The following is a 21,426-nucleotide window of genomic DNA, read 5'->3' as shown; positions in this document are numbered from 1 at the left end:
CGATGGAACCGTCTGCGCCGATCGCCCTCGTCGACGTCGTCTTTCCGTGCCTCAACGAGGAGGGCGCCCTCCCGACGGTGCTCTCGCGCTTGCCCGAGGGATACCGCGCGATCGTCGTCGACAACGGGTCGACCGATCGCTCCGTCGAGGTCGCTCTCGCGCACGGCGCAACGGTCGTGCACGAGTCCCGCCGCGGTTTCGGGTCGGCCGCGCACGCCGGACTCCTCGCCGCGACGGCGCCCGTCGTCGCGTTCTGCGACGCCGACGCCTCGATGGATGCCGCCGACCTCCCCCTCGTGGTCGACCCCGTCGTGGCGCGGTCGAGCGATCTCGTGCTCGGCCGTCGTCGACCGACACGGCGCTCGGCGTGGCCGCTCCACGCTCGGATCGCGAACCTCGCTCTCGCCGTTCTGATGCGCCGGGCCACGGGCATCCCTCTCCACGACCTGGGTCCCATGCGTGCTGCTCGACGGGAGGGTCTGCTCTCGCTCGACCTGACCGATCGCCGGAGCGGCTACCCGCTCGAGATGATGCTCGAGGCGCACGCCGCGGGGTGGCGCATCGTCGAGGTCGACACCCCGTATTCACCGAGAGTCGGCAAGTCGAAGGTCACGGGCACCCTGCGCGGCACGATCGTGGCCATCAAGGACATGTCGCGATTGCTCGCTCGCCAGCGAGCAGAGCAGCGGTCAGCGACACGGGCACGCCCGCGAACACCCGGACGCCGCGAGGAGACGAACCGATGACGACACTCGTTCTCATCGCGAAGGAGACGATCCCCGGGCGCGTCAAGACGCGGTTGCACCCGCCGCTGACACTCGAGCAGGCTGCGGAGCTCGCCGCTGCCGCGATCGCGGACACCCTCGAGGCCGTCTCGGAGCTCCCCGCGACGAGACGGGTGTTGCTCTTCGAAGGAAACCTTCTGCCGCCCGGCTCCGAACACTACGACGTGATCACTCAAGTGCCCGGAGACCTCGATGCGAGGCTCGGTGCGATGTTCGATGAGGTCGAGGGCCCCACCGTGCTCATCGGCATGGACACCCCGCAAGTGAGTGCCGCCGACCTCGCGCCCGCGTTCGAGGCGTGGCCCGACGACGTCGACGCGTGGTTCGGTCCCGCGAACGACGGCGGCTTCTGGTGCCTCGGCCTCGCGGACGCTCGCGACGGACGCCCCCGCGGCGACCTGCTCCGAGGAATCCCGATGTCAAGGGCTGACACGGGAGAGCACCAACTCCGCAGACTGGAGAGAGCGGGCCTCGCCGTGCGAATGCTCCCGACCCTCACCGACGTCGACACGATCGACGACGCGACGGAGGTCGCGGCCACGGCCCCCGGGAGCCGATTCGCCCGCACACTCTCCCGCTTCACCGACACGACCCCGAAGGACCGCTTGTGACCATCGCCGAAGACACCGCCTCTCTCGACTCGCGCGCATCGACGTCGACCGACGACCCGTCGGCGACGTTCGGTTCCGGCGGGTCGGAGCCCTACGCGGTGGCCCTGCGCGATGCCGACTCCCCCGTGCTCTTCCTGCACGCGACCCACCGCGGGCGCCTTGCGGGAGCCCCCATGGACGTCGCCCGCTGGAACGCCGCAGCGGACTCCGTGGACCTCTCACTGCTGCAGAGCGTCCGCGGCCCGGTGCTCGACATCGGCTGCGGGCCGGGGCGGATGGTGCGAGCCGCCGCCGCGCTCGGCGTCGAGGCGCTCGGCATCGACGTCTCCCCCACCGCGATCGATATCGCGCGGGAGTCGGGGCTCGACGTTCTGCTCGCTTCGGTGTTCGACGACATCCCCGCGATGGGTGCGTGGCAGACGGCTCTGCTCGTCGACGGCAACATCGGGATCGGCGGAGACGTGAGCGCGATGCTCGCTCGCTGCCGGCAGCTGCTGGCACCCGACGGCGAGATCGTCGTCGAGGTCGACCCGAGACACGACGTCGACAACACCTACACGGGCCGCCTCGTCGACACCGACGGGCGCGAGAGCGCCCCCTTTCCGTGGGCCGAGGTCGGCTTCGCCGCCCTCGTGCGCCGCGCGGAACCTCTCGGGCTCGCGGTGCGTCAGTCGTGGGAGCTCGAGGGTCGCGCTTTCTGCCGCCTCGCCGCGAGCACCGCGTAGCCCGCGAGGGCGATCGCCGTCACGACGGCGAGTCCCACGAGGAACCAGACGAAGTTCGAGGCGTAGTCGAGGGGCACGACCGTCGGGTTGTTGGCGCCGATCGCGCTCTTGTAGATTCCGGGAACCGCGACGAGCGCAACGACCGCGCCGACCACGACCGCGGCCTGGAAGATCGCGAGAGCACCGAGGGGAACCCGACGTCCGGTCGAGCGCAGAACGAGATTGCCGACGACGACCCCCATCGAGATGATGCCGTCGTGGATGACGAGCGCTCCGAGAAGCCACACGCCGATTCCGAGCCATCCCGAGGGCCTCACGAGGTCGACCACGACGAAGCCTCCAAGCACGATGAGGGCGATACCGACGATCACGAGCCCCGTGCGCCAGGCCTGCATGGCCCTCGACACGTCGCGAGGCGGATGCTCTGCGTGCGTGTGCGCCGTCGTCACGAGATCACCTCGAGTCGGCTCAGCCACTTGGTCTGCAGCACTCCGGGGCGGGCCGGCGCGATCATGCGCGCGGGGTATCCGTGGTCGATGTCGAGCTCGGACCCGTTGAGTTCGAGCGCCACGAGGGTGAGATCGTCTCGCACGTATTCGGCACCCATCTCCATGACGGCATAGATACTCCCCTCCTCGAGGCTCGTGGCGCGGAACCTCGCGCCGGGCTCGGCGCCCACGAGGTCGGCGAGATCGCGCATTCGCGGACCTCGCCACCGGGCCGATTGGCTCCACCCCTCGACGCACGCGATCGGCAGTTCCACGTCGTACTGCGGGAGGGCGAGGAGCTCGTCGCGTGACAGGACTCGCGACGTCGAGCCGTTGCTGACCGTGAGCGTCCAGCCTGGATCCACCGCCGTCTCGAGCACATCCGCGGCGCGGGCCGTGCGGTTGACAGGGAGGTCGTTCGGGCCCACACCCTGCTTGCGGGGGGCGAAGAGATTGGTGCCGTCGAGCACGCGGAACGACTGACCCCCCGTGAAGACGACGAGGGCAGCGGCAGACAACCCGATGGCCGCGAGGAACCCCCGCCGGCTCGTGCGTGCGTCGCGCGGCTCGCGCGGTGTTCCGGGAACCCTGTCGATCCACGCGAAGACCCGACCGGTGACGCCCGTCGTGTGCGGGGAGTCGAGGACGACCTCGCGGTCGCGCCCGTCGTGTTCGCCCGACTGGGGTGCCTCGGCGATCCGCACGACCGAGCCGTCGGCCTCGTAGCTGTCACGCTTGCGCCAGTACTGCGCGATGGTCGGGAGCTTGATCGCGATGTGGATCGCGAGCGATCCGATGACGACGAACGACAGGGCGAAGTGGGTCTGGCGGAACGGGAACGGGAAGAACGCGTAGAGCTGGAAGGTGTTGAGGAGCCCGATCGTGATCTCGACGATCGACGCGGCGACGAACACCGCGATCGATGCCCGCTCGAAGAAGTGGCGCACCGATCGCACGGGCGGCGATTGGAAGAGCTCCGGAAACACCGTGTAGAGCTTGCCGAGCAGAAGCGGGAAGCACACGATGCCCGCGGTGATGTGGAGACCCTGACTCACCTGGTAGATCCACACGGGGCGGGTCGGGAAGACCATCCACGGCAGGGGTTCCTGCAGATAGTGGCTGAAGAGCCCGGTGCCGAAGCACACGAGGAACGCGATCGCGAGAAGGCGACCGAGCACCGTCGCCATGCGCGGGTTGCGCGAGGGGCTCGCGAGCGACCGGCGCACGTCGTGCAGCAATCGATGCATGCGCTCATTCCACCACGAGAGGCCTCTCACGGTGGTTGTCGACTCGATGGCGGGCACACCCCTTGTTCGGAACCGACCGCACATCAGACAGGATGAAGTGTGCGAATCGTGATCACCGGCCTCCTTCTCGCCGCGAGCGCCGTCGTCACGGTCGTCTCGATCACCGCGTTGCCCTACTACGACGACAAGAGCGGAAAGCTCTGGCCACTCGTGGCCCTCACCGCTCTCCTCTGGGTTCTCTTCGTCGCCTCGATCGTGGCGCTGCGCTCGGTCCGCGGCCGCGCGGCGATCGTGCTCGTCATCGTCGGGTCGATCGGGATCGGGGGTGCGGCGATGGCCGGCCCCCCGAACACGAGCACCGACTCGGCACGCTACGCGTGGGACGGCATCGTGCAGAACGCCGGAATCTCGCCGTACGACTTCGTTCCGACCGATCCCGAACTCGCCGACCTCCGCACCGACTGGTTGTTTCCCGACCCCGTCGTCGGCGCCGACGGCGAGCTCGAGTGCGAGGGATCGCGAATCCTGCAATCCGTCGAACCGGGGACCGACGAGGTCGTGTGCACGGCCATCAACCGCGCGACGGTTCCGACGATCTACCCTCCCTCGAGCGAGATCCTCTTCGCCGCGGTGCGGTTCGTGACCGGGCCCGAACCCCAGTACTGGCCGATGCAACTCGTCGGACTCCTCCTGAGCCTGGCCATCACGGGCATCCTCCTGCGCGCACTCCACACGAGAGGGCGCGACCCCCGCTGGGCGGCGCTGTGGGGGTGGAGTCCGCTCATGGCCACCGAGGCCGTGACGAACTCCCACATCGACGTCTTCGGCGGACTGCTCATCCTGCTCGCGACCCTCGCGGCCGCGAACGGCAAGCGCGTGTGGGCGGGCGTCGCACTCGGTGCCGCGATCGCCGTGAAACTCATTCCCGTGATCGCCGCCCCCGCGCTCCTGCGCCGTCGGCCGATCGTGCTCATCGCCGTGTCGATCGCGACGTTCGCCGCGCTCTACGTTCCGTACATCCTCGCGAGCGGCATCGGCGTGCTCGGTTACCTCCCCGGATATCTCACCGAGGAGGGCTACTCGAGCGGCGACCGGTTCGTTCTGCTCTCGACGGTTCTCCCCGGCACCGCCGCGACGATCGTCGCCGTCATTCTCGTCGCCGCGACCGCGGCCCTCGTCTGGTGGAAGACCGACCCGACCGACCCCTGGGTCGGCCAAGCGGTCATGATCGGCGTGACCCTGCTCGTCGTGAGCCCGCGCTACCCCTGGTACGCCCTCATGCTCGTTCCCGTCGTCGCGATGTCGGGCCGATGGGAGTGGCTCGCCGTGCCCGCCGCGCTCACGGTGCGCTACCTCATCCCCTCCGTCGACCTCGCACGGCTGTGCCTCGCGCTCGCGATCGTGCTCATCGTCGCCATGTCGCTGCACCGCGCGGGCCCCGGGGCGCTGCGGCGTCTCGGCGGATGGCTGCGTCATCCGCTCTCGCCGACGACTCGGAAAACTGATCACTCCCTGAGTGCTGGCTGATAGAAGTAACGGAAAGGTCACGGAACCGAACTCGTCCAAACCGAATCGCGATCGGGTGCGAACTCCTGTCAACACCAACCGCAAACACTTCAGCTAAGGATGAGAAATCATGCGCAAGTTCTACAAGTCCACTCTCGGAATCGCCGCAGCAGCACTCCTCGTCGGTGGTCTCGCAGCATGCTCGACCGACGCCGCCGAAGAGCCCGCCGATGACGCGGACACCTCGGAAGAGGCCACGGTCGACCCCGAGCCCCTCGCCTCGATCCCTGAGCTCGACGGTGTCGACACCCAGGTCACGCTCGACGCCGGCTTCGTCGAGGCCCTCGAGTCGCTCGGCCTCACCCCCGGAACCCTCGGAGACGCCACGCTCTCCGACGAGGGCGTTCTCGCCTTCCCGATCACCGGTGGAAACGTCGACTACTACGACCCCGAAGAGGACTACCGTCCCTACGTCCAGGGTTCCATCGAGCACGACGGTTCGGGAATCTCCCTCACGGCCGGCGACACCGTCGTCGAGCTGACCGACTTCCGTATCGACCCGGGCACCTCGCAGCTCTTCGGCACCGTGACCGCGAACGGTGAGGCCGTCGGAGACGACATCTTCATCTTCAACCTCGACGGAACCACGCTCAACCCGCTCACCGAAGACGCTGACGGCAACGCCGTTCTCGAGGGAACCACCGTTCTCATCAGCGAGGACGCCGCACCGCTCCTCAACGACACCTTCGGCACGGACGCTGTGACCGACGAGCTCGTCGTCGGAATCGCGCAGATCACCGCATCGGCCGCCGAGTAACAACTCCGCTCCACCCGGAAGCCCGTCGTGCTCACGCACGGCGGGCTTTCGTCATGTCGCGAAGACGCGCGAGCTCACCGACGATCCAGCGCGCCCGTCATCGACGTCGCCCACGCCGCGTAGAGCTGCGACCACCGTGTCTGCTCTCCCGCGGGTCGCCAGAGCTGGTGGAGGAACTCCGGAGGGAACGGCACGCGGAGGCAGCGGGCGCGAGACTCGAGGAGTTCACGGTTGATGGCGTTGAGGGCACGGGCGTGGCGCCCGCCCGCCGCTCGACCCGCCCGCGAGATGCTCACGACCTTCTCCATGGGCGAGACGTCGGCGACGAGAACGGTCGCCTCGGCGGGGATGCGCTCGAGGAGAGCGTCGAGGGTCGCACTCATGCCCTCCCGCCAGCGTCGGCGGGAGGTGAGCAGGAGCGTGTCGGTGATCCCCAGCATGATGACGACGACGTCGACGTCGCGGAGAGCGGACTCCGCCGAGTCGATCGTGGAGACGGCGTTGGTGAGCCGGAACCCCGGCACCTCGAGCGCGGCCCACTCGACTCCTCTGCCGGTGACGGCCGCGTGTCGACGAGCGAAGTGCGCGGCGACCGCGAGTTCGAAGGTCAGAACACCGAGTCCGACGGCCGTCCCCTCCCCGATGACGAGGATGCGGTCGGGCGTCGGGCCGTCGATCACGCCCCGTGGCTCGTCCTGAGGGAAGATGTCGGCGCGAGCGTCGCTCCGCCGCATCAGATACTCGACCGCGTTGACCGTTCGCGCCCATCCCCACGCGTTCTCGTTCTGCTCGACCATGGGATTCTCCGGGAGTGCCGACGGGATGCGGTCGAGGGCGGATGCCCTCACCGGTTCGGGGCCCCAGTATCGCGTGCCGGGCGGCAGACCGCGCAATCGGTGCGGAACGAAGACGATCGTCGCCTCGGAGTCGCCCGCTTCTGCGCGACGGAACACGGGGATGCGTGCGGAGCATGCTCCCGAGATCGTCGCCTACCCTCGTAATCATGAGCGTCTCACTCGGAATGCCCCGCCTCCCGGGGCTCTCGCGCGAGACCCCGCCCCGCCCCGAGGGCACCGCGGGGCTCGCCGACCGGTGGGGTCGCACCGCGACCGACCTGCGCATCTCGCTCACCGATCGGTGCAATCTCCGCTGCACGTACTGCATGCCTGCGGAGGGTCTTCCGACGCGACCCGCGTCGACGCTCCTGCAGGCAGACGAGATCGCGACCCTCGCACGCATCGCCGTCGAACAGCTCGGGGTGCGACAGATCAGGTTCACGGGCGGCGAGCCCCTCCTGCGCAAAGACCTCATCGACATCATCCGCTCGTGCGCCGCTCTCGACCCCCGCCCCGAGATCTCGCTCACGACCAACGCCATCGGCCTCTCGTCACGCGCAGCGGATCTCGCGGCGGCCGGGCTCGACCGCATCAACGTCTCGCTCGACACCGTGCACGCCGCGACTTTTCTCGAGGTCACGCGCCGGCCGTTCCTCGACCGGGTGCTCGCGGGGATCGAGGCGTCCGCCGCCGCGGGGCTCACCCCCGTGAAGATCAACGCGGTGCTGCTGCGGGGGGTCAACGACGCGGAGGCCGCCGACCTCCTCGCGTGGTCTCTCGAGCGCGGACACCAGTTGCGGTTCATCGAGCAGATGCCCCTCGACGCCGACCACGCCTGGGAACGCACGACCATGATCTCCGCCGCCGAGATCCGCGAGCGCATCGGCGAACGCTTCAGCCTCGTGCCCGACATCGAACCCCGCGACGGTGCCCCGGCCGAACTCTTCCGCGTCTACCCGCGCGGAGACACGACGGGAGAGCACCTCGGGCTCGTCGGCATCATCGCGTCGGTCTCCGAACCGTTCTGCGCCGACTGCCGCCGCGTGCGCCTCACGGCCGAGGGAGGAGTGCGCAGCTGCCTCTTCTCGCACACCGAGACCGACCTCCTCGCGCCGCTCCGCTCCGGCGCGAGCGACGACGAACTCGCGCGACTGTGGCAAGACGCGATGTGGGCGAAGCCCGCGGGCCACGGCCTCGACACCGACCAGTTCGTGCAGCCCGCGCGATCGATGAGCGCGATCGGCGGATGACGCGGTGATCACGATGCGCTTCTTCGCGGCCGCGCGTGCCGCAACCGGTCGAGACACGCTCGAACTCGAGGACATCGGCGGCCCGCCGACCCTCGCCGAGGCGCTCGACGCCGCAACCGAGCTCGTGCGCTCCGACGGCGCCCTGACCCCGACCGGGTCAGATCTCGAGCGGGTGCTCTCGCGATGCTCGTTCCTCGTCGACGGCCTCGCGACGACCGACCGCACGGTCGAGCTCGCGAGCGGAGCGACCGTCGACGTGCTCCCTCCCTTCGCGGGTGGGTGACCGCCGTGCGCCGGTCGGGTCAGGCCCGCGCGACCGTCACCGGCTCCGACTCGACAGGATCCGACTCGACCGGATCCGACTCGAGCCACGCACGGATGCCGCCTCGGAGCGACACGGCCTCGACACCCGCGGCGCGCAAGACCTCGACGGCTCGACCCGACCGCACGCCGGTCTGGCAGTACACGACGACGGGCCAACCGTCGGTGAGCGACGGATCACCGATGAGAGACGGATCGTCGACGAGGCTGCCGAGGGGAACGAGAGAGTCTCCCGCGATGCTCGCGAGATCGTGCTCATAGGGTTCGCGCACGTCGACGAGCGTGACAGTGCCCGCGTCTCGCATTGCGCTGCGCAGGGCACCCGCCTCGATCGTCGGCCCCGCCCCCGCCGCGCGGACCCCGCAGAACGCGTCGTAATCGATGAGCTCGGTGACGGGCTCGCGGTCGGGATGTCTGCGAACGCCCAGTTCGCGCCAACGCGCCTCGAGGGCGTCGAAGATCTGCACGCGCCCGAGCAGCACGTCGCCGGTTCCCGTGATGAGTTTGATCGCCTCGACCGCCATCATCGACCCGATCGTGCCGCACACGGCGCCGAGCACGCCCGCTTCGTCGCACGACAGCACGAGCCCGGGGTCGGGCGGTGTCGGGTGCAGGTCGCGATAGTCGATCGAGAGCCCGTCGGGCGCGCCCTCCCAGAACACGGTCACTTGGCCGTCGAAGCGGTAGACCGAACCCCACACGTAGGGCACTCGCGCGATCGCCGCCGCGTCGTTGGCGAGATAGCGCGTGGCGAAGTTGTCGCTGCCGTCGATGACGAGGTCGTAGTCGCGCACGAGCTCGAGGGCGTTCTCCCGCGTGAGCCGCACGTCGTGGGTCTCGACCGCCACGAGCGGATTGAGCTCGCCGATGGAACGCGCGGCGCTCGCGGTCTTGAGGTCGCCGACGCTCGCCGTGCGGTGGATGACCTGGCGCTGCAGATTGGAGAGGTCAACCGTGTCGAAGTCGACGATGCCGATCGCGCCGACACCCGCCGCCGCGAGATAGTGCAGCACGGGCGAACCGAGGCCCCCGGCCCCGATCACGAGCACGCGCGCGGCCGCGAGCCTGGACTGCCCGTCTATGCCGATGCCGGGGAGCGCGATGGTGCGCGACGACCGCTCGAGCGCGTCGCGGCCGAGCACTCCCGACGCGTCGACGAGGGCGGGCAGAGCGACGATGACTGACCTCCTGAAGCGGGCGGATGAACGCCTCGCCAGTCTATCGAGCCGCGTGCAGCGTCACCCGGCCCTCGCGCCCGTCGCGGTGGGGGTGCTCGCGCTCGTCGTGTCGCTCGTCGGAATCACGACCCCGTCGATCTGGTACGACGAGGCCGCGACGATCACGGCGGTCACGCGCAGTTGGCCCGAGCTGTGGCTCATGCTGCAGAGCGTCGACGCCGTGCACGGCGCGTATTACGTGCTCATCCACGCGATCGTCGACGTCGTCGGCTATTCGCCGTTCGCCATCCGTGCCCCGAGCGCGGTCGCGACGGGAGTGACCGCGGCACTCACGGTGCTTCTCGCGCGCCACTTCACGACCGAGCGACTCGCGGTGCTCGCGGGGGTCGTGTTCTGTCTTCTGCCGCGGGCGACCTGGATGGGCATCGAGGCGCGGTCCTACGCGATGAGCGCCCTCTTCGCCGTGCTCGTGACCCTCGTGTTCGTCATCGCCCGCCGGTCGACGACGCGAGCGTGGTGGGTCGTCTACGGCGTGACGATCGTCGTGGGCTGCCTGTTCTTCATCTACCTCGCGCTCGTCGTCGTCGCCCACGCGGTGACGATGGTGTGGTGGCTCGCGACCCAGCGCCGCGAGGCCGTGCCCGTGTTCCGACGCTGGCTCGCCGCGAGTGCGGCCTCGGCGGTCGCGATCCTGCCGTTCGCGGCGACGGTCGTGGGGCAATCGGGGCAGCTGTCGTGGATCGACCCGCTGAGCCGCGAGACGGTCAGGTACGTGTTCCGCACGCAGTGGTTCTACGGGAGCACAGAGTTCGCGATCGCCGGGTGGGCTCTCATGATCCTCGCCGCGATCGCGCTGTTCCGCCGCGCGCGCGGCTTCTCGCTCATCGCGGTCGTCGTGCCCCTGCTCATCGTGCCGACGGCATCCCTTCTCGTCGCGACGGAGCTCTACTCCCCCATCTACAGCCCGCGCTACCTCGTGATGTGCATCCCGTTCGTGGCGATCCTCATGGCGGCAGCCGTCGCGGCGATCCCCTCGCGCCCCCTCATCGTCGTGACGGTCGCGAGTCTCGTGGCCCTCGCGGTGCCGTCGTTCGTCGAGACCCGCCTTCCCGAGGCGAAACAGGAGTCGTCGTGGAGCGAGGTCGCTCAGTTCGTCGCCGACGAGCGGCGCTCGGAGTCGGCCGAGGGCACGACCGCGATCATCTACGGGTGGGTGCGCTACCACCCGACGGCGACCTCGCGCGTGATCGCCTACTCCTACCCCGCACCGTTCGACGGCACCGTCGACGTGACCCTCGACACACCCGCCGGGCAGACCGGTCAGCTGTGGGAGACCTTCCACCCGCTCGAGGACTCCCTCGACCGTCTCGACGGAACGGATGTCGCCTACCTCATCACGAGCGTCAAACGCGACCTGCGCGACGACACCGCGGCGACGCTCGACACGATCGGGTGGGAGGTCACGGGCGAGTGGTCGTTCACCGACGTCAACGTCGTGCGCTACGAACCGGGGGCACCCGAGAGCGCTAGCCGCTAGCCGCTCGTGATGATGCGCGCGCCGTGCACGGGACCGGTCGCCCGTGCGACGGTCAGGCGCGCGGCGCTCAGCGCGATCTGCAGTTCGAGAGCGCTGTCGAGATCGGCCGCGAGGAACGCGACGGTCGGGCCCGAACCGGAGATCATCCCCGCGAGCGCCCCGTTCTCCTCGCCGAGCTCGATGACGGCCGCGAGCTCCGGCTCGAGGTGCAGAGCCGGCGCCTGGAGGTCGTTGTGGAGTGCCTCAGCGAGCATGTGGGGGTCACCGGCTCGCAGAGCCTGCAGCACCTCGGTGTCGACCTGCGGTTGCGCTTCGGCCGGGAAGATGTCCTGGGCGTGACGGTCGCGGTGCCGGTCGAGCTCGCGATACACCTCGGGGGTCGACAGACCGAAGTCGGCGAGCGCGAACACCCACTGGAACTGCCCCTTCGCGAGGGCGGGGCTCAACTGGTCACCGCGTCCCGTGCCGATCGCCGTGCCACCGAGAAACGCGAACGGCACGTCGGCGCCGAGCTGCCGGGCGAGCGCGAGTAACTCGTCGCGACCGAGGTCGGTTCCCCAGAGGGTGTCGCACGCGAGAAGGGCGGCCGCGGCATCCGCCGACCCTCCACCCATTCCGCCCGCGATCGGCACGTGCTTCTCGATCTCGAGGTGCACTCCCCCGCGGTATCCCGCCGTGTGGGCGAGCAGGGTCGCGGCGCGGATGGCGAGATTCGATCCGTCGACGGGCAACCCCGTCGTGTCGATGGGCCCCGTGAACGACACCGAGAAGTCGTCGGCGGCGCTCGCCCGCACGTCTTCGAAGATCGAGACGGCCTGGTAGGCGGTCGCGACGTCGTGGTAGCCGTCGTCGAGCAGTGAACCGACTTTGAGAAAGACGTTGATCTTGCCCGGTGCTCGCGTGTGTACCACTCGCGTCGCGGCCGAGGTTGTCATTGCTCCAACCTAGTCGAGGCGAGGGCGGCGCTCCCCCCGCGGTCGCGGGCCCGGGTGAGTGCGGGGCCCCGTCTGTGGCAGCTCCATGGTCGGTCAGGGCAGCGTCGCGGCGTGAACACCCACGGCGATCGTCGCGCCGCGGCCGGCGTCGGTCTCGATCGACAGCGCGAACCCCCCGCTCTCGAGAAGCCGCGCGGTGGCTCCAGCCTGCCCGGCGCTCGTCTCGATGAGCACGACCCCGTCGGGCGCGAGCCACTCCGCGGCCCCGCCGGCGATGCGGCGGTGGAGATCGAGCCCGTCGCTGCCGCCGTCGAGCGCGAGGGCGGGCTCGTGCTCGCGCGCCTCGGCGGGCATCGTCGCGATCGCGCCGGTCGGCACATACGGCGCGTTCGCGACGAGCACGTCGACCCCGCCGCGCAGCGTCGAGGGCAGCGTGTCGAACAGGTCGCCGAGCAACACCCGGCCCCCGAGAGGCTCGAGCGTGTCGTGCGCGCACCGCACCGCCACAGGGTCGAGGTCGGCGGCGATCACCCTCGCCGTCGGAACGGATGCCGCGACCGCCGCGGCGACCGCCGCAGCACCGCAACACAGCTCCACGACGGTCACGGTGCCCTGCGTCGCGCGCGACCGCTCCTCCGCCGACGAATGCGCGGCCGCCCTCTCCTGCGCACGGTCTATCGCGGCGAGCGCGAGGGCCTCGGTGCGTCGGCGCGGCACGAACACCCCGGGCACCACGCACACGCGACGCCCGAGGAACTCGACCCATCCGACGACGTGTTCGAGCGGCATCCCCGCGACCCGCGAGGCGACCATGTGCCGCACCTCGGCGTCGTCTCGCGCGGAACCGAGGATGACAGCCGCCTCCTCCTCCGCGAACACGCACCCCGCCGCGCGGAGCGTCGCCACGAGGTCGGCCGTCATCGTCCCCCGGCGAGCATCGTCTAGGCCGCGCGCGCGATCGCGAGGAAGTCGTGCACCGTGAGCTGCTCGCCGCGCGTCGTCGGGTCGACCCCGGCGCGGAGCATCCGCTCGCTCGCTGCGGCAGACCCGCCGAGGACCTCGGCGAGGGCCTGCCGCAGCATCTTGCGGCGCTGCTGGAACGCCGCATCGACGAGCGCGAACGTCGCGAGGCGCTCCTCCTCGGTGCCGGGTTCGGCCACGTGCCTCGTGAACGACACGAGAATCGAGTCGACATTCGGCACGGGCCAGAACACCTGGCGGCTCACGAGCCCGGAGGTTCCCCACGAACCGAACCACGCCGCCTTGACGCTCGGGCTTCCGTAGACCTTCGACCCCGGGCCCGCCGCCAGGCGCTGCCCGACCTCGGCCTGCACCATGACGAGGCCCGAGCGGAGGCCGCGGAACGTCTCGAGAAAGTGCAGGAGCACGGGAACGGAGATGTTGTACGGCAGGTTGGCGACGAGCACGGTCGGCTCGTCCGGCAGCTCCGTGACGCCCATGGCGTCGGCCGTGACGACCGTGAGCGCGGCACCGGGTTGCAGTTGCTCGACCGTGAGCGGCAGCTGCGCGGCGAGACGCGTGTCGATCTCGACCGCGACGACCGAGCGCGCGACCTCGAGCAACCCGAGGGTGAGCGATCCGAGCCCCGGGCCGATCTCGACGACCGAATCGGTCTCACGCACCCCCGCGGCCTTGACGATGCGGCGCACCGTGTTGGCGTCGATGACGAAGTTCTGGCCGAGCTTCTTCGTCGGCTGGATGCCCAGGAGGTCGGCGAGGTCGCGGATCTCGGCGGGTCCGAGGAGGGTGCTCACGCGAGCATCCGCCTCACGCGACCTCGGAGGGGTCGACCTGGTCGTCCCACTCCGCGTCGCCCTGGGTCACCGGTTCGGCGTCCCACGAGCCGTAGACGAGCTCGGTGTTCGACGAGATCTGCGCCGCGAGCATCGAGACGTCGGTGCCGAGGTGCTCGGCCATGAACCGCAGCGTGATCGGCACGAGGTAGGGCGAATTCGGTCGGCCGCGGTAGGGGATGGGGGTCAGGAACGGCGAGTCCGTCTCGACGAGGATGCGGTCGCGCGGGATGACCTCGAGCGCCTCGCGCAGCGCGACCGAGTTCTTGAACGTGACCGTTCCTGCGAACGAGAGATACCAGCCGTTGTCGGCGCACACCTTCGCCATCGCCGCATCACCCGAGAAGCAGTGGAAGACGGTGCGCTCAGGAGCGCCGACCCTCAGCAGGGTCTCGATGACGTCGTCGTGGGCGTCGCGATCGTGGATCTGCATCGCGAGATCGTGCTTCTTGGCGATCTCGATGTGCGCCTCGAACGCGCGGTGCTGGGCGCCGCGACCCGACTCGTCGGTGCGGAAGTAGTCGAGGCCCGTCTCGCCGACGGCACGCACGCGCGGGCGCGACGCGAGCTCGTCGATCTCGGCGAGCGCCGCGTCGAGGGTGCCCGCGGCCTCGTATGCCGGAGCCTCGTTGGGGTGGATGGCGACGGCCGCGAGCATGCGCGGTTCCCTCGCCGCCATCTCGGCCGACCAGCGCGACGTCTCGAGGTCGCCGCCCACCTGCACGACGCCGCGGATGCCGACGCTCGACGCCATGTCGAGCTGCTGCAGGTAGTCGAGAGGGTCGTCACCGTCGGCGATCTCGAGGTGCGCGTGGTTGTCGTAGCACGGCACGACGAGGGCGGGCGGAAGCGGCGGGTAGGTCAAGTCGCGGGTCTGCCCGTGCTCCGCGCGGGATTCGCGCGTGCGGATGTAGTTCGACGGCGATGCGCCCGTGGCCCCCTCGGCGCTCACGACGCGGCTCCCGCGGGCTCGGGAGACTCGATGCGCGGAAAGAGCGCGTCGATCGAGTGCACGCGCGTGCCCGAAGGCAACTGGCCCCAGTGGCCGGCGTCGACGATCACCTGGTCGGTGAGGTTGCCGAGCTCGGGCTGCGCACCGATCGCGCCCCAGAGCTTGTGGGTCGCATCGGGGATCACCGGCGAGAGCAGCACCGCGAGAGCCCGCAGACCGTCGGCCGCAGTGTAGAGAACCGTCGCGAGGCGATCCCGCTTGGCCTCGTCTTTCGCGAGCGCCCACGGCTCCTGCACGGTGATGTATCCGTTGAGCTCCTCGACGATGGTCCAGATGCGCGCCACGGCATCGTGGATCGCGAACGACTCCATCGCGACATCCGCCCCCTCGGCGGCCTCGCGCACCACGCGCTGGACCTCGAGATCGGCCTCGGTGTAGTCGGTGCCGTGCGGAACGACGCCGTCGAAATACTTGTTGATCATCGCGATGACGCGCGACGCGAGGTTGCCGAACCCGTTCGCGAGCTCCGACTGGTAGCGCGCCGCCAGATCCTCCCAGCTGAACGAGCCGTCCTGCCCGAAGTGGATGGCGCTCATGAAGTAGTAGCGGAAGGCGTCGACCCCGAACGTCTCGGTGATCTGGCTCGGCGCGATGCCCGTGAGCTTCGACTTCGACATCTTCTCGCCGCCGACGAGCAACCAGCCGTGACCGAACACGCGCTTCGGCACATCGAGCCCCGCCGCCATGAGCATCGCGGGCCAGATGACGGCGTGGAAACGCGCGATGTCTTTGCCGACGAGTTGCACGGCGGGCCAACGGCGGCGGAAGTTCTCGTCGTCGGTGCCGTACCCGATCGCGGTGATGTAGTTCAGGAGGGCCTCGAACCACACGTAGACGACGTGCTCCTCATCCCACGGGATGGTGATGCCCCAGTCGAAGCTCGAGCGCGACACCGAGAGGTCTTGCAGGCCCGATCGCACAAACGAGATGATCTCGTTGCGCACGCTCTCGGGCTGGATGAAATCGGGCTGCGACTCGTAGAGGTCGAGCAGACGCTGCTGGAAGTCGCTCATCCGGAAGAAGTAGTTCTTCTCCTTAAGGATCTCGACCGGCCGCGTGTGGATCTTGCACACGAGCTGACCGGCGTAGTCGCCCGTCTCGGTCTCCATGAGATCGTCGAGTTGCTTGTACTCCTCGCAACCGACGCAGTAGTAGCCCTCGTATTCGCCCGAATAGATGAAGCCGTCGTCGTAGAGCTTCTGCAGAAAGATCGTCGCCGCGGTCTCGTGGCGCTCGTCCGTCGTGCGGATGAAGTCGTCGTTCTGGATGTTGATGGTCTCGAGCAGGGGAAGCCACGACTCCTCGACGAGCTTGTCTGCCCAGGCCTTCGGCGTCGTGTCGTTAGCGACGGCGGTGCGCAGGATCTTCTGGCCGTGCTCGTCGGTTCCCGTGAGCAACCAGGTGTCGTCACCGCTCTGGCGGTGCCACCTGGCCAACACGTCTGCCGCCACCTCGGTGTACGCGTGCCCGATGTGGGGAACGTCGTTGACGTAGAAGATGGGGGTCGCGATATAGAAAGAGTCTCCGGCGGCCATTCGACCATCCTAAAGCCGCCGAGGGGTCCGTGACGGCGGCGCCGGCGGCGGGCCGCGCCCGGGCTCGACGCGCCCCGGCTCGGCGCGCCTAGGCTCGACGCCATGAGATACCGCCGCATCGGAGACACCAAGGTCAGCGCCATCGGGCTCGGAGCGATGCCGCTCTCGACCCCCGGGAGGCCCGACCGCGACGACGCGATCGCCGTCATCCACGCGGCGCTCGACGCGGGCATCACCCTCATCGACACGGCCGACGCCTACACGAGCGCGGCCGACGGGCCCGGGCACAACGAGCGACTCATCGCCGAGGCACTCCGGGGCCGGTCGGAGACGGTGCTCGTCGCGACCAAGGGCGGCCACATCTACGCCGAGAACGGCCCGTGGGGTCAGAACGGCGATCCCGCCTACCTCGCCGACGCCGCGCGAGCCTCCGCGGCTGCGCTCGAGGTCGACACGATCGACCTCTACCAGTTTCATCGCCCCGACCCCGCCGTGCCCTACGCCGACTCGATCGGTGCGCTGAGCGACCTGCTCGACGACGGCGTCATCCGCATGGCCGGCATCTCGAACGCCGACATCGCGCAGATCGAGACCGCCCGCGGCATCCTCGGCGAGCGTCTCGTGTCGGTGCAGAACCAGTTCTCGCCCGCGTTCCGCTCGAGCGAGGGCGAATTCGACCACTGCGCCGAACACGACATCGCCTTCCTCCCGTGGAGCCCGCTCGGCGGCGCCGCGAAGGCAGCGGATGCCGGCACCGACCACTCCGCGTTCGCGACGGTCGCCGCGGAGCTCGGGGTGAGCCCGCAGCGCGTGGTGCTCGCGTGGGAGCTCGCGCTGCAGCACGTGGCCGTGCCGATCCCCGGAAGTCGCCGCCCCGCGAGCATCCGCGACTCGGCCGCCGCCGCCGACCTCGTGCTCACGGCCGACCAGCTCGAGGCGCTCTCCGTCTGACCCGCGCGGCCCCACCCCCCAAGTACCCGGTTTCCGCGAGCGTATGCCGGATCTGGCGGCCCCTCGCGGAAACCGCGGACTCTCGGGCCCGGGTCGGGGCAGGGCCGGGGCGGCGCGGGCCCGGGTCGGGGCAGAGCCGGGGCGGGCGCCGGTCAGTGCGAACTCGAGGGCTGCGGGTCGGGGTCGGCGGTGTCGTCGGCGACGGTGTCGGTGTCGGTGTCGAGGGCCTCGTCGGGCGCCTCGTCGGGGATGTCGTGGGCGTCGTCGTAATCGACAGACAGACTCGATCCCATCGCGGTCGAGAGGGGACTGTAGGCGTGCCACCCGTCCGCGGGGAACACCCGACCCTCGGCCGGCGCGCTGTACCCGCCCTCGAAAGAGGTGTGATCGTCGGAGGGAGTCGCAGTCGACTCCGGTGCCCGCCCTCCCGACCCGAGGAGTTTGCGCGTGAGGGTGGCGCGAGACGACAGCAGCTCGGCAAGGGCGGTCTCGAGGTCGGCGTCGCCCACCTCGGCGTCGCGCACGGCCGCCCGCAGCACGGCGCGGCGGATGAGCTCCTTCGCGAACGACCCGGTCACGCCGTCGGCCTCGTCGGCCGCGGCGTCGAGCGCAACGGCACTGAAGGGGAGGTCGCCCGCGTAGCGACGGAACAGACGTCGGCGCTCGGCGTCGCCGGGAAGACCGATCTCGACCGCGAGGTCGACGCGCCCCGGACGCTCGGCGAGGGCACGCTCGAGAACCTCGACGCGGTTCGTCGTCATGACGAAGGCACGTCGGCATCCCCGTCCAGACCGTCGAGGGCATCGAGGACCTCGAACAGCAGAGGCTGCGGTGACGAGTGCCGCTGCATCGCGACGAGGTCGATGTCTTCGAGCACGACGATCGAGGGCTCGAACGTGCGGGCGATCTCGGCCGCCGCACCGATGTGCGCGATGCTCGATCCCGTGAGCAGCACCGCCGTGACACCGGGCGTCAGGCCGAGCAGGTGGCGGACGGTGAGGGTCTTGCCGGTTCCGGGCGGGCCGAACAGCAGCACTCCCCTCTTGAGGTGCTGCCCGGAGCGGAGGAGAACGTCGCGATGCTCGCCGATCCCGACCACGTGGTCGACGACGGTGGCGAGCACACCCTCGGGAAGGATGATCGCGTCGGCGGGCACTTCGGGACGAGGAAGGAAGGTCACGCCCGCGCTCCCTCCGAAAGTGGACGGCTCGAAGGAGAGCACCTGCCCGCGCAAGACGCTCAGCGCGATCATCCGCCGCTTGACCTCACCGAGCACACGCTGCGTCGCCTCGGGGCTCGCCCCCATGACCTCGAGGGTGGCCGCTTCGCGCCCGAACTGCGGGTTGGCCGACCTCTGGACGATCGCGACCGGCGCCCCCTCGAAAGCGAAGAGGCGGAGCCCGAACGCGACGACCTGCCGAGTGGTCGACGGACCGGTCGCGCGCGAGACGTAGTCGACCGGACCGAGGCCGAAACTCACGTGCGGGCTCGACACGAGTTCGGGCAGGGGGGTGTGGAACTTCTGCTGCCCGCCGCCGACGCCGACCAGCTCACCTGCGCCGTCGTCCGACATCGCGTCGAGGGCGAGGTCGACGTCGACCAACCGGTGGTCGGCGATCGTCTCACTCACGACGGGCACGGTCTCGGCATCGACCCCGAGGTGGTGGGAGATGCGGTCCCCGAGCGGAGTGCGGGTGGATGTCTCCCCCGCGTCGACCGACGCGACCGCGCGGTCGAGAAATCTCTTGAACGACCGGACGAGCTGCCGATCGTTCTCCTCGTCTGTCGGCATGGGGTTCCGTTCGTGTCGGTGCTGGTGAGCGGCTGCGGAGCGGTAGCGGGTGCCGCGGGTGCCGCAGGTGATCGCGCGCCCAGCCAAGCACACGTCCCCCGAGACTGTCTCGTTTCCGCGAAAGGCCGCCGGATCCGGCATCCGCTCGCGGAAACGACGGACAGTCGGGAGCGGGAAGAGAGGCGGGCGATCTGTGTTTGTGTTGGTTTTTCTTTGAATGACTTGTTTTTGGGGGCGGGGCGGCGTAGCGTGAGCGGATCGCGAGCGGGAGCCGCGACGAGTCGAAGGAGACCGGGTGTACGCGGAAGAGCGCCAAGCGCACATCGAGGCCGTGCTCGCCTCGAGCGGACGCGTCGTGGTCGCTGAGATCGCCCGCCACCTCGACGTCACGAGCGAGACCGTTCGCCGCGACCTCGATCAGCTCGAGACCCGCGGCATCCTGCGTCGGGTTCACGGCGGGGCCGTCGCCCCCTCGCGAGCGAGCCGCGTCGAAGCGTCGCTCATCGAGCGCCGCGACCGCAACACCGCGGCGAAAGACCGCATCGCCCTCGCCGCGATGCAACTCGTTCCGCCGAGTTTCACGGGGTCGATCGCAATCGACGCCGGCACGACGACGGGTCTCCTCGCGCAGCGCCTCGTGCGCTGGACACCGGACACCCCGGGCCGCTCCCTCGTCGTCATCACCCACTCGACTCTCGTGGCCACGACCGTGAGCGAGAACCCCGCGATCGAGGTGCTCCTCCTCGGCGGCCGCCTGCGCGGCATCACGGGCGCCGCGGTCGGCGCGACGACCCTCGCCCAGCTCGCGACCGTGCGGCCGGATATCGCATTCATCGGCACGAACGGTCTGCACGCCGAGTTCGGGCTGAGCACCCCCGACACCGACGAAGCCGCGGTCAAGGGCGCGCTCACGACGGGCGCCCGCCGGGCGGTCGCCCTCGCCGACGCGTCGAAGCTCGGCGAAGCCACCCTCGTGCGGTTCGCGACCCTCACCGACATCGACACCCTCATCACCGAGGCGACCCCCGACACCGAACTGCACACCGCCCTCGACCTCGCCGACGTGGAGGTACTCGTCGCATGATCGTCACCCTCACCACCAACCCGAGCCTCGACCGCACGATCGAGCTCGCCCGCGCGCTCGACCGCGGCGAAGTGCAGCGGGCATCCGCCACCCACGAACAGCCCGGAGGCAAGGGTGTCAACGTCTCGCGGGCGCTCCTCGCCTCGGGGCTGCCGACCCTCGCGGTGCTCCCCGGCGCGACGGACGACCCCTTCGTCGTCGCGCTGCTGGCCGAGCGCATTCCGACAGCCGCCCTCCCGATCGCCGGCCGCGTGCGCTCGAACGTGACCCTCACCGAGCCCGACGGCACGACGACGAAGATCAACGAGCCCGGGCCGACGCTCGACGCCGCCGACGAGGCCGCGCTCGTCGAACTCGTCGTGACCCGAAGCGCCGGAGCCGACTGGCTCGTGCTCGCCGGGTCGCTGCCGCCCGGCCTCTCCCCCGACTTCTACGCGACGGTCGTGCGCGCCGTGCGGGCGGCCGCCGCGATCGGAACGGATGCCGCGCGCGCACCCCGCATCGCCGTCGACTCCTCCGGCCTGCCGATGGCCGCCCTCATCGCGTCGGGTAGCGGTGTGGATCTCGTGAAGCCCAACGCCGAGGAGCTCGCCGAGCTGACCGGACACACCGACCCCGCCGCGCTCGAAGCCGACCCCGCTGCGACCCTCCTCGCGGCGCAGACGCTCCTCGATGCGGGGTGCGGCGCCGTGCTCGCGACCCTCGGATCGAAGGGCGCCGTTCTCGCCACGCGAGACGGCGCCTGGCTCGCGACGATGCCCCCGATCGTGCCGCGCAGCACTGTCGGCGCCGGGGATTCGTCGCTCGCCGGCTACCTCCACGCCGACACCCACGGCGCGACGGCACCCGAGCGCCTCGCCCAGGCCGTCGCGCACGGTGCCGCCGCGGCATCCCTCCCCGGCAGCACCATGCCGTCGGCCGACCAGACCCACCCCGAGGCGGCCGACATCCGACCGCTCTCGCCGATCACCGCCGATCACTGAACACCGCACTGAACACCCT

Annotated in this window: 22 protein-coding genes; 11 read left to right on the top strand and 11 right to left on the bottom strand. The window is 70.0% G+C overall.

The genetic code is table 11. The annotated features are described in order from the left end of the window. Positions 1-2: 2 nt before the first annotated feature. The 3 genes from ACLHIH_RS00595 to ACLHIH_RS00585 are packed head-to-tail and all read left to right on the top strand — an operon-like array spanning position 3 to position 2,121. Positions 3-746: a glycosyltransferase family 2 protein gene (locus ACLHIH_RS00595; RefSeq protein WP_411316272.1), complete on the top strand. Its 744-nt coding sequence runs from the start codon at positions 3-5 to the stop codon at positions 744-746. Then, positions 743-1,396 carry a DUF2064 domain-containing protein gene (locus tag ACLHIH_RS00590; protein WP_411314783.1) on the top strand — a complete coding sequence of 218 codons (654 nt, stop codon included), beginning with the start codon at positions 743-745 and terminating at the stop codon, positions 1,394-1,396. The genes ACLHIH_RS00595 and ACLHIH_RS00590 overlap by 4 nt, the downstream gene beginning before the upstream one ends. After that, positions 1,393-2,121: a class I SAM-dependent methyltransferase gene (locus ACLHIH_RS00585; protein WP_411314782.1), complete on the top strand. Its 729-nt coding sequence runs from the start codon at positions 1,393-1,395 to the stop codon at positions 2,119-2,121. Before ACLHIH_RS00590 ends, ACLHIH_RS00585 begins: the two co-directional genes overlap by 4 nt. On the opposite strand, the gene ACLHIH_RS00580 is transcribed toward ACLHIH_RS00585, so the two are convergent. Beyond that, positions 2,064-2,570, bottom strand: a complete 507-nt coding sequence (locus ACLHIH_RS00580; protein WP_411314781.1) for a hypothetical protein — start codon at positions 2,568-2,570, stop codon at positions 2,064-2,066. The genes ACLHIH_RS00585 and ACLHIH_RS00580 overlap by 58 nt on opposite strands. Then, complete coding sequence (locus tag ACLHIH_RS00575; protein ID WP_411314780.1) at positions 2,567-3,856, bottom strand: molybdopterin-dependent oxidoreductase; 1,290 nt, start codon at positions 3,854-3,856, stop codon at positions 2,567-2,569. Before ACLHIH_RS00575 ends, ACLHIH_RS00580 begins: the two co-directional genes overlap by 4 nt. Before the next feature lie 108 nt (positions 3,857-3,964). Between ACLHIH_RS00575 and ACLHIH_RS00570 the strand changes: the two genes are divergently transcribed. Further along, entirely contained in the window at positions 3,965-5,383 is a 1,419-nt protein-coding gene (locus tag ACLHIH_RS00570; RefSeq protein ID WP_411314779.1) for a glycosyltransferase family 87 protein, read from the top strand. Between the two features lie 109 nt (positions 5,384-5,492). Beyond that, positions 5,493-6,179: a hypothetical protein gene (locus ACLHIH_RS00565; protein ID WP_411314778.1), complete on the top strand. Its 687-nt coding sequence runs from the start codon at positions 5,493-5,495 to the stop codon at positions 6,177-6,179. A gap of 74 nt (positions 6,180-6,253) precedes the next feature. Here the strand turns inward: ACLHIH_RS00565 and ACLHIH_RS00560 are convergent, their stop codons facing one another. Then, positions 6,254-7,132: a hypothetical protein gene (locus ACLHIH_RS00560; protein ID WP_411314777.1), complete on the bottom strand. Its 879-nt coding sequence runs from the start codon at positions 7,130-7,132 to the stop codon at positions 6,254-6,256. Between the two features lie 50 nt (positions 7,133-7,182). On the opposite strand from ACLHIH_RS00560, the gene moaA reads away from it, so the two are divergent. Both moaA and ACLHIH_RS00550 read left to right on the top strand, forming a co-directional pair. Then, entirely contained in the window at positions 7,183-8,265 is a 1,083-nt protein-coding gene (gene moaA / locus ACLHIH_RS00555; protein WP_411314776.1) for a GTP 3',8-cyclase MoaA, read from the top strand. Between the two features lie 13 nt (positions 8,266-8,278). After that, a complete protein-coding gene (locus ACLHIH_RS00550) occupies positions 8,279-8,548 on the top strand; it encodes a MoaD/ThiS family protein (protein WP_411316271.1) in 270 nt (89 codons plus the stop codon). A gap of 19 nt (positions 8,549-8,567) precedes the next feature. Here ACLHIH_RS00550 and moeB read toward each other — a convergent pair whose 3' ends face one another. Further along, a complete protein-coding gene (moeB, locus tag ACLHIH_RS00545; RefSeq protein WP_411314775.1) occupies positions 8,568-9,728 on the bottom strand; it encodes a molybdopterin-synthase adenylyltransferase MoeB in 1,161 nt (386 codons plus the stop codon). A gap of 34 nt (positions 9,729-9,762) precedes the next feature. Here moeB and ACLHIH_RS00540 point away from each other — a divergent pair, with 34 nt between their 5' ends. Continuing rightward, positions 9,763-11,301: a hypothetical protein gene (locus ACLHIH_RS00540; RefSeq protein WP_411314774.1), complete on the top strand. Its 1,539-nt coding sequence runs from the start codon at positions 9,763-9,765 to the stop codon at positions 11,299-11,301. Here ACLHIH_RS00540 and ACLHIH_RS00535 read toward each other — a convergent pair. The 5 genes from ACLHIH_RS00535 to metG form a co-directional block, all read right to left on the bottom strand. Further along, entirely contained in the window at positions 11,298-12,236 is a 939-nt protein-coding gene (locus ACLHIH_RS00535; RefSeq protein WP_411314773.1) for a 4-(cytidine 5'-diphospho)-2-C-methyl-D-erythritol kinase, read from the bottom strand. The two genes, ACLHIH_RS00540 and ACLHIH_RS00535, sit on opposite strands and share 4 nt — an antisense overlap. Before the next feature lie 93 nt (positions 12,237-12,329). Continuing rightward, positions 12,330-13,157, bottom strand: coding sequence for a putative protein N(5)-glutamine methyltransferase (locus tag ACLHIH_RS00530; RefSeq protein WP_411314772.1), 828 nt, complete (start codon positions 13,155-13,157; stop codon positions 12,330-12,332). A gap of 20 nt (positions 13,158-13,177) precedes the next feature. Continuing rightward, positions 13,178-14,011 (bottom strand): 16S rRNA (adenine(1518)-N(6)/adenine(1519)-N(6))-dimethyltransferase RsmA, encoded by an 834-nt coding sequence (rsmA, locus tag ACLHIH_RS00525; protein WP_411314771.1) that lies wholly within the window; start codon positions 14,009-14,011, stop codon positions 13,178-13,180. 13 nt (positions 14,012-14,024) lie between these two features. Next, on the bottom strand, positions 14,025-14,960 hold the full coding sequence (locus ACLHIH_RS00520; protein ID WP_411316270.1) for a TatD family hydrolase: 936 nt from the start codon (positions 14,958-14,960) through the stop codon (positions 14,025-14,027). A gap of 38 nt (positions 14,961-14,998) precedes the next feature. After that, complete coding sequence (gene metG, locus ACLHIH_RS00515; protein WP_411314770.1) at positions 14,999-16,597, bottom strand: methionine--tRNA ligase; 1,599 nt, start codon at positions 16,595-16,597, stop codon at positions 14,999-15,001. A 102-nt stretch (positions 16,598-16,699) separates the two neighbouring features. On the opposite strand from metG, the gene ACLHIH_RS00510 reads away from it, so the two are divergent. Further along, entirely contained in the window at positions 16,700-17,548 is an 849-nt protein-coding gene (locus ACLHIH_RS00510; protein ID WP_411314769.1) for an aldo/keto reductase, read from the top strand. Positions 17,549-17,700: 152 nt separating this feature from the next. Here the strand turns inward: ACLHIH_RS00510 and ACLHIH_RS00505 are convergent, their stop codons facing one another. Together ACLHIH_RS00505 and ACLHIH_RS00500 are read right to left on the bottom strand one after the other, a co-directional pair. Continuing rightward, complete coding sequence (locus ACLHIH_RS00505) at positions 17,701-18,309, bottom strand: hypothetical protein (protein WP_411314768.1); 609 nt, start codon at positions 18,307-18,309, stop codon at positions 17,701-17,703. After that, complete coding sequence (locus tag ACLHIH_RS00500; RefSeq protein WP_411314767.1) at positions 18,306-19,340, bottom strand: AAA family ATPase; 1,035 nt, start codon at positions 19,338-19,340, stop codon at positions 18,306-18,308. The genes ACLHIH_RS00505 and ACLHIH_RS00500 overlap by 4 nt, the downstream gene beginning before the upstream one ends. Positions 19,341-19,635: 295 nt before the next feature. On the opposite strand from ACLHIH_RS00500, the gene ACLHIH_RS00495 reads away from it, so the two are divergent. After that, positions 19,636-20,424, top strand: a complete 789-nt coding sequence (locus ACLHIH_RS00495; protein WP_411314766.1) for a DeoR/GlpR family DNA-binding transcription regulator — start codon at positions 19,636-19,638, stop codon at positions 20,422-20,424. Then, complete coding sequence (locus tag ACLHIH_RS00490; RefSeq protein WP_411314765.1) at positions 20,421-21,407, top strand: 1-phosphofructokinase family hexose kinase; 987 nt, start codon at positions 20,421-20,423, stop codon at positions 21,405-21,407. The genes ACLHIH_RS00495 and ACLHIH_RS00490 overlap by 4 nt, the downstream gene beginning before the upstream one ends. Positions 21,408-21,426: the final 19 nt, after the last annotated feature.

Source organism: Marisediminicola sp. LYQ134 (assembly GCF_046599635.1).
Taxonomy (GTDB): Bacteria; Actinomycetota; Actinomycetes; order Actinomycetales; family Microbacteriaceae; genus Marisediminicola.
Note: the sequence above shows the minus strand (reverse complement) of the source record. Positions and strands in the feature narration are given on the sequence as shown.